Origin of the sequence: Candidatus Ulvibacter alkanivorans (assembly GCF_003333325.1) — a bacterium.
Lineage (GTDB): Bacteria > Bacteroidota > Bacteroidia > Flavobacteriales > Flavobacteriaceae > Ulvibacter_A > Ulvibacter_A alkanivorans.
This window is the reverse complement of record NZ_QOLC01000060.1, coordinates 19,986-28,235: the sequence shown is the minus strand read 5'-3', so window position 1 is coordinate 28,235 and position 8,250 is coordinate 19,986. Positions and strand designations below refer to the sequence as shown.

General features: G+C 39.3%; 8 protein-coding genes. 6 read left to right on the top strand and 2 right to left on the bottom strand.

Annotation, left to right across the window (positions count from 1 at the left end; genetic code table 11):
* Positions 1-241 precede the first annotated feature (241 nt).
* Positions 242-1,195 carry a phosphoribosylaminoimidazolesuccinocarboxamide synthase gene (locus tag DWA30_RS04820; protein ID WP_114491408.1) on the bottom strand — a complete coding sequence of 318 codons (954 nt, stop codon included), beginning with the start codon at positions 1,193-1,195 and terminating at the stop codon, positions 242-244.
* Between the two features lie 2 nt (positions 1,196-1,197).
* A complete protein-coding gene (locus DWA30_RS04815) occupies positions 1,198-2,151 on the bottom strand; it encodes a PhoH family protein (protein WP_114491407.1) in 954 nt (317 codons plus the stop codon).
* Between the two features lie 217 nt (positions 2,152-2,368).
* Here DWA30_RS04815 and DWA30_RS04810 point away from each other — a divergent pair, with 217 nt between their 5' ends.
* The 6 genes from DWA30_RS04810 to DWA30_RS04785 all read left to right on the top strand — a co-directional run bounded on the left by DWA30_RS04810 (position 2,369) and on the right by DWA30_RS04785 (position 8,245).
* Positions 2,369-3,199 (top strand): SAM hydrolase/SAM-dependent halogenase family protein, encoded by an 831-nt coding sequence (locus tag DWA30_RS04810; RefSeq protein WP_114491406.1) that lies wholly within the window; start codon positions 2,369-2,371, stop codon positions 3,197-3,199.
* 27 nt (positions 3,200-3,226) lie between these two features.
* The gene (locus DWA30_RS04805) at positions 3,227-3,520 is read left to right on the top strand and encodes a putative quinol monooxygenase (RefSeq protein WP_114491405.1); all 294 of its coding nucleotides are present in this window, start codon (positions 3,227-3,229) and stop codon (positions 3,518-3,520) included.
* A 45-nt stretch (positions 3,521-3,565) separates the two neighbouring features.
* Positions 3,566-4,279, top strand: coding sequence for a gliding motility-associated ABC transporter permease subunit GldF (gldF, locus tag DWA30_RS04800; protein WP_114491404.1), 714 nt, complete (start codon positions 3,566-3,568; stop codon positions 4,277-4,279).
* Between the two features lie 58 nt (positions 4,280-4,337).
* Positions 4,338-6,026, top strand: a complete 1,689-nt coding sequence (gene gldG, locus DWA30_RS04795) for a gliding motility-associated ABC transporter substrate-binding protein GldG (RefSeq protein ID WP_114491403.1) — start codon at positions 4,338-4,340, stop codon at positions 6,024-6,026.
* A gap of 108 nt (positions 6,027-6,134) precedes the next feature.
* Positions 6,135-7,253 (top strand): DNA polymerase III subunit beta, encoded by a 1,119-nt coding sequence (gene dnaN, locus DWA30_RS04790; RefSeq protein ID WP_114491402.1) that lies wholly within the window; start codon positions 6,135-6,137, stop codon positions 7,251-7,253.
* A 179-nt stretch (positions 7,254-7,432) separates the two neighbouring features.
* Positions 7,433-8,245 (top strand): alpha/beta fold hydrolase, encoded by an 813-nt coding sequence (locus DWA30_RS04785; RefSeq protein WP_114491410.1) that lies wholly within the window; start codon positions 7,433-7,435, stop codon positions 8,243-8,245.
* The last annotated feature ends 5 nt before the right edge of the window (positions 8,246-8,250 follow it).

Sequence of the window (8,250 nt, the reverse complement as noted above, 5' to 3'; positions counted from 1 at the left end):
TGTTTTATCATGAAAGAATATCGACTTATCAATAAAGAAGCATATAATGTTGATAATCAATAATTTAATAAAAATTATTTTTGCTGAAAGGAGATCTAAAATTGTTAATAAGTTTGTGCCAGCCCTTCTAGAAAAACAGATGTCTCATCTACTTGATTGCCAAATAATTGTAGGAATTTTTACTTTGATGCACTTTCTCTTATATCGCCACCCAAAAAAATCGCTTGCTTTAATACTCATATTAAATAGTAGCCAAATACTGTTCGACATTGGATTCAATACGCGCTACTATATTGCTAAGATCGGCTTTCACAAATGGTTCACCGGTGATGTTCTCGTATAGTTCTATATATCGTTGCGAGACAGATTCGATATATTCATCGGTCATATGTGGTACTTGCTGACCTTCCAGTCCTTGAAAACCATTCCGGATGAGCCATTGTCTTACGAATTCTTTAGATAGTTGCTTTTGAGCCTCGCCTTTTTCTTGTCTTTCTGAATAGCCTTCAGCATAAAAATAACGGGATGAGTCGGGAGTGTGAATTTCGTCTATTAAGACGATTTTACCGTCCTTTGTTTTTCCAAACTCATATTTGGTATCGACCAAAATCAACCCTCTTTTTGAAGCAATTTCACTACCTCGCTCAAATAATTTTCTAGTATAGGATTCTAATTGAAGGTAATCGCTTTCAGAAACAATTTCACGACTCAAAATCTCTTCTCTCGAAATATCTTCGTCATGATCGCCCGCTTCTGCTTTAGTTGCCGGTGTAATTATAGGTTCAGGAAATTTATCATTCTCTTTCATACCCTCCGGCATGGCTACCCCACAAAGTATTCGTTTGCCCGCTTTGTATTCACGAGCTGCATGACCGCTTAAATAAGCGCGAATTACCATTTCTACCTTAAAAGGATCACAAGCCTCACCGACGGCCACATTTGGATCGGGAGTCGCCGCTAGCCAATTTGGAACAATATCTTCGGTATCTCGCATCATCTTTGTCGCGATCTGATTTAAGATCTGCCCTTTATAAGGTATTCCCTTTGGCATGACAACATCGAAGGCGCTTAAGCGATCGGTTGCTATCATTACTAGGGTATTATTTGCCAGTGTATATACTTCTCTAACCTTGCCGTGATACACATTTATTTGACCCGGAAACTTAAAGTCGGTGTGTGTTAAGGTGTTATTCATTTTCAATCTACATTTTCGATGGCCTTATAAGCCGATATCACTTTTTTAACGAGTCGGTGACGAATTACGTCCTTATCATCTAAGTAGATCATTCCAACGCCATCTACATCTTTTAGCACTAACAAGGCTTCTTTGAGTCCAGAGATGACCCTTCTTGGCAGATCGATCTGACCAGGATCACCGGTAATCATAAATTTGGCGTTCTTACCCATACGAGTAAGGAACATTTTCATTTGGGCATGTGTCGTGTTTTGCGCTTCATCTAAAATCACAAAGGCATTGTCTAATGTACGTCCGCGCATAAAGGCCAAAGGTGCTATTTGAATCACTCCTTTTTCAATGTGCGATTCCAATTTTTCGTGAGGGATCATATCGCGTAAAGCGTCATATAAAGGTTGCATATACGGATCCAACTTTTCTTTGAGGTCACCCGGAAGAAACCCTAGATTTTCACCCGCTTCTACGGCAGGTCTTGTTAAAATAATTCGCTTGACCTCCTTGTTCTTTAACGCACGTACGGCTAAAGCAACTCCGGTATAGGTTTTTCCTGTACCCGCAGGGCCAACCGCAAAAACCATATCGTTCTTGTTCATAAGATTGACCAATTTTCGCTGATTGGCAGTTTGTGCCTTTATCAGTTTTCCACTTACACCGTGCACTAATATTTCATTACTACTTGCGGGAGTTTCGTATTCTTCCTTACTGTCGCTCTGCAATACGCGCTCGATAATATTTTCATCGATCTTATTGTATTTGGCAAAATGTTCTAACAGCATGGTAATTCGCTTGTCGAATTCTTCCAAAACCTCTTCGTCGCCATACACTTTAATCTTACTACCGCGTGCAACGATCTTTAATTTTGGAAAATATGTTTTTAATAGGTCAATATTAGCGTTTTGGAGTCCGAAGAATTCGCGAGGGCTAATCTCTGTAAGTTCGATGATAAGTTCGTTCAAAAGCAGGAGGTTTTTTAGTGCGTCTAATTAAGTTTAAAAATACAGCTTTTAATGAATAATTGTTTAGTTGTGTCCCTAGAAAAATAGGATTTTATAAAATGGTTATTAACACTCTTATCGTTATAATTTCTTTCTTTAAAAGTTGCTCAACTTTGTGCTAAAATTTGTTTAAATAATTGCATAGCTTTGTTGTAGAAAAAATGCTGTGTAAATTAATATGCCTATAATTACCCTTACAACCGATTTTGGAGAGAAAGATCACTTCGCCGGCGCTGTAAAGGGAGCTATCTACAACGAATTAGAGAATATTCGCATTGTGGATATTTCGCACTCCATCGCACCGTTTCACAGTACTGAAGCTGCCTACATTATTCAAAATGCGTATCGCAGCTTTCCACAGGGAACCATACATATTATAGGAATAGACAGTGAACTAAATCCGGAGAACCGACACATAGCAGTTTTCTTGGACGGACATTATTTTATATGTGCCGATAATGGTATCATATCGATGCTGGCTTCAGAAATAAAACCGGAAAAGATCGTAGAGATCAATATTCATGATCGAATCGTTAGTAATTTTCCCGTGTTAGATGTGTTTGTTCAAGTTGCTTGTCATATAGCACGTGGCGGAACTCTTGAAGTTATTGGTAAACCTATTTCTGAAATCAAGGAACTCACAGGGATTCGCCCTGTGGTTAATCAACAATCCAACCAAATTATTGGAAATGTTATTTATATAGACAACTACGGAAACGTGGTGTGTAATGTAAGCAAGTCTTTATTCGAAGAAGTAGGAAAAGGACGTCCTTTTAAGATCACTGCTCGTACAGCAAGTTTTTCCAATATCCATTTGCGCTATAGTGACGCAATTAATTTTGAGATACCACGCGAACGTCGCGAAGAAGATGGAAAAAAATTAGCCTTGTGGAATTCATCCGGTTATTTGGAGCTCGCTATCTATAAAAGTAATCCGTCTACAGTTGGAAGTGCTTCGAGTTTGTTCGGACTCGAATACCGAGATACGATCACCGTAAATTTTGAATAATAATCGCAAGTACAAACCAAACAATACATGTTCACACGAATCGTAAAAATGGAGTTTCAAGAAGCAAAAGTTTCTACTTTTTTGGATAATTTTGAAACGGTAAAATCGAAAATTAGAAATTTTCCCGGTTGTGAATTTCTCGAGTTGTATCGTGATAAGAATAACAGGGCAATCTTTTTCACCTACAGTCGTTGGAAAGAGGAACAAGATCTTGAAAATTATCGAAACAGCGATCTATTTAAAGGCGTGTGGGCAACCACCAAACCAATGTTCAAAAGTAAAGCGCAAGCGTGGAGCGTCGATACATTAAGTAGTGAATAATTTAGCACTTGTTAAAACTTATAATCGCATAGAAGACAACAGTTAATGATAGCCTTAATAAAAAAAGAAATAAATTCATTTTTTGCCAGTCCGATCGCCTATTTGGTAATTGGGGTCTTCTTGCTGATCAACGGTCTGTTCTTGTGGGTGTTCGCCGGTGACTTTAATATCCTAGATGCAGGCTTTGCCGATCTCAACGCGTTCTTCGAACTCGCACCGTGGGTACTGTTATTTTTAATTCCGGCGGTGACCATGCGCGCTCTTAGCGACGAAAAAAAAATGGGAACCTTAGAATTACTGCTCACCAAACCAATATCGCTACGTACTATTGTATTGGGCAAATATTTTGGAGCTATTTTTCTAGTAATGTTGGCATTACTACCTACACTACTTTACATAGTAACCATTTCAGAATTAGGGAATCCACCGGGAAATTGGGACGTGGGAAGTACCGTGGGTTCGTATATCGGACTCTCATTTTTGGTTTTTGCCTATGCGGCAATCGGAATATTCGCTTCTACCCTATCTCAAAACCAGATCGTGGCCTTTATTAGTGCCGTTTTTTTGTGTTTTATATTTTATTACGGCTTCGATGCCCTCGACCAATTATTTCCGGATGCGTCTTTAGGGGTCTTCGGAATGAAATACCATTTCGACAGTGTGTCTAGAGGTGTGTTAGATACTAGGGATCTACTTTATTTTTTAAGTGTATCGGTGTTTTTTCTTGTGTTAACTATCTTCAACCTCAGAAAAAAATGATAGTAGAATATAGTGCGTACCATCAATTTTTATTTAAAGCAATTATAACACGGCAACTTTGAAGCTTTCAAAAAAACATATTCGAAATTTGATCCTTGTAGTAATTGGTCTAGTGCTTCTGAATCTCTTCGGAAGTAATTTCTATCACCGATTCGACCTTACGCAAGACAATCGATATACCCTGTCTGAAGCTGCCAAAGAGACCATAGCAACCGCTAATTCGCCTATTGTCATCGAAGTATTTCTGAAGGGCTCGTATCCTCCCGAGTTTAGACGATTGGCCGCAGAAACTCGTCAGTTGCTAGAAGAATTCAAGGCGTATAATCCCAATATAAGCTACGAATTTATCAATCCGTTAGAAGATGAGGACGACCCTCAAGCGATACAGCAACAGTTGTTTCAAATGGGATTGAAGCCTGCACAAGTAGAAGTAAAAGAAAGCGGCAAACTTAGCACCGAATTGGTCTATCCTTGGGCACTAGCCTATTACAACGAAAAGGCGGTTAAGATATCCCTACTACAAAATCAGTTAGGAGCCACTTCCGAAGAACGCGTAAACAGTTCTATTCAAAACCTAGAGTACGCCTTCGCCGATGGCTTTAATAAACTTACTAACCCTAAATCGAAAAAAGTGGCCGTGCTTAAAGGTAACGGACAACTAGACGATCGTTATATAGCCGATTTTTTTAGCACGCTTAGAGAATACTATTATATTGCGCCTTTTACTTTAGATTCTGCTGCGGTAGCTCCAAAGAGGACCTTGGAACAGCTTAACACCTTCGATCTACTTGTGGCTGCTAGACCAACAGAAGCCTTTTCCGATTCAGAAAAATACATTTTAGATCAATATACCATGAACGGTGGTGCCTCCCTTTGGTTGGTGGATGCTACCGAAACGCAACGCGACAGTATTAGCGATAAGACCTTTGCTTTTGGAAAAGACCTTAATCTCACCGATTTCTTTTTTAAGTACGGTGTGCGTATCAATCCGAATTTGGTAAAAGATGTGTTCTCTGCTCCTATTGTCTTAGCAACGGGCCGAGAAAATGAATCTCAGTATAATCGATATCCATGGTTCTTTAGTCCGTTAAGCACCAGTGGCAACAACCATCCAATTGTAACCAATATAGAAGCTGTGAAGTTTGGAAATGCTTCTGCAATCGATACGCTTCCAAATGCTTTAGATAAGACGATACTATTAAGTACGTCTCCTATGTCAAAGATCGTTGGATTACCTTACGAGATCGATCTGGACAAGGAGATCCCGGAAAATTTAAAGGTGGTAAACGAAGGCCCGGATCCTTCAGAATATTCTGCGGGAGAACTGCCCTTGGCCGTATTGTTGGAAGGTGAATTTCCCTCAGTATTTACCAATAGGATTAAACCCTTTTCACTTTCCGAAGACAAAACAAAGAGCAGTCCAACCAAAATGGTGGTTATAAGCGATGGAGATATCATTGCTAATCAAATGGATGGTAATAGGCCGCTCGAATTAGGATTTGATAGGATGACCAATACTTTCTACGGAAACAAAGAGTTTTTGTTGAATACTGTGAATTATTTGTTGGACGATAGCGGACTTATAAACATTCGCACCAAAGAAATCGCGGTTCCTTTTCTGGATCCGCAGCGTACTTCCGAAGAACGCAGCAAATGGCAACTTATAAACATCCTGCTACCGCTAGGATTATTGGCGCTCTTCGGAATCGTTTTCACCTATCTTCGTCGCCGCAAATATGCACGGTAAATGTTAATAAGTTTGTTTTAACATACGTGCTAATTGAAATATATTTGTAGTTAGGCTGCTGATGATTCAGCAAGTGAAAAATTCAATATTTAGAAAAAATAACCTTACATGAAGTTCATCGTATCGAGTTCGTATCTGCTAAAACAACTACAAGTGCTGGGAGGCATTATAAACACTAACAACACCTTACCAATTTTAGATAATTTCTTGTTTAACTTAGATGGTAATTCTCTTACTGTTTCTGCCTCTGATCTAGAAACGACGATTTCTTCAAAATTAGATGTGGAAAGTAGTGAAAAAGGTGCGGTTTGCATTCCTGCACGTTTGCTCTTAGATACCCTTAAAACGTTTCCTGAGCAGCCACTAACCTTTACAGTTGAGGATAATAATACGGTTGAAATTAGCAGTAATCACGGTAAATATGCGTTGGCCTACGCCGATGGAGAAGAATTTCCAACCCCGGTCGAACTTAAGGATCCGTCTTCTACAGTGGTGCAAGGAGATATTTTGGCCACTGCAATTAGCAAGACGATCTTTGCCAGTGGAAATGACGACCTGCGTCCGGTGATGAGTGGTGTTTTCTTTCAGTTTTCTTCGGAAGGCTTGACCTTTGTGGCTACCGATGCCCATAAATTGGTAAAATATACTCGGGAAGATGTAACAGCTCCCGAAACTGCCGAATTCATCATGCCGAAAAAACCGTTGACGCTTTTAAAAGGTATCCTTGCCGGGACTGAAGAAGATGTAGCAATTGAGTACAATGAGAGCAATGCAAAGTTCACTTTTGAGAACACGCAGTTGGTATGTCGTTTGATCGATGGTAAATATCCAAATTATGAAGCCGTGATCCCTAAAGAGAATCCGAACAAGCTTCAAATAGAACGAAATCAATTTTTAAACTCAGTTCGTCGTGTTTCGATCTTCTCGAACAAGACCACGCACCAAATTCGATTAAAGATCGCCGGTGCCGAACTGAATATTTCTGCCGAAGACGTAGATTACAGCAATAAGGCAGAAGAACGCCTTACCTGTGATTACCAAGGAGACGATATGCAAATTGGATTTAACTCTCGTTTCTTAACCGAAATGCTGAACAATCTTAACTGCGATGAAGTTTCATTAGAAATGTCATTGCCTAACCGAGCCGGTATCCTTACTCCTATTGATGGATTGGATGAAGGAGAGCAAGTTACCATGTTGGTAATGCCGGTAATGTTAAACAACTAATTCTCATCTAACTCTTTTAAAAAATCCCATCGTACGATGGGATTTTTAGTTTAGACTGGCATCATTTATAGGCTTTTTCCGCTAACGCATTGTTCTCAACCAAACGAATCCTTTTGTCATTTTAGTTGTGCCAATAGATTGGATGTCGTAACTTGGTACAACTAACAAAAAATTCAACTATGGGAAATCACTACGTTCCCGATGCTCTAGGCAAATTCAATCTCCATATAAACGGGGTTGGTTCTACACCTATTTTATTTGCTCATGGATACGGATGCGATCAAAATATGTGGCGATTTGTGGCTCCAGAGTTTGAAGCAGATTACCAAACCATCCTGTTCGATTATATAGGTGCAGGTAAGTCAGATACTTCTTTGTACTCTAAGCAAAAATACAGCTCTCTAGAGGCTTATTCGGACGACGTGATAGAAATTTGCGAACAGCTAAATCTCAAAGATGTAATCTTTGTAGGTCATTCGGTAAGTGCTATGATTGGTGCATTGGCTTCAAACAAGCGTCCTGATTTGTTCTCTAATTTAATAATGATCGGTCCTTCGCCTCGATATATAAATGATGAAGCATATGTAGGTGGTTTTGAAGCAGAAGCTATTGATGAACTTTTAGAAACTTTAGACAGTAATTACTTGGGGTGGTCTACTACAATGGCACCTGTTATTATGGGAAATCCCGATAGGCCAGAATTGGGAGCAGAATTAAGTAATAGTTTTTGCCAAACTGATCCTGAAATTGCTAAAAATTTTGCTCGCGTTACATTTCTATCTGATAATCGAGAAGACTTAAAACAGGTGAGCGTCCTGACTCTGGTCTTACAATGTTCGCAGGATGTAATTGCACCTACAGAAGTAGGTACTTATGTAGCCGAACAAATAGAAAATAGTACATTTAAACAGATAGAAGCAACAGGACATTGCCCTAATCTAAGTGCCCCGGAAGAGACAACTGCTGCGATAAAAGAGTTTTTACAAAGGTAAAATAG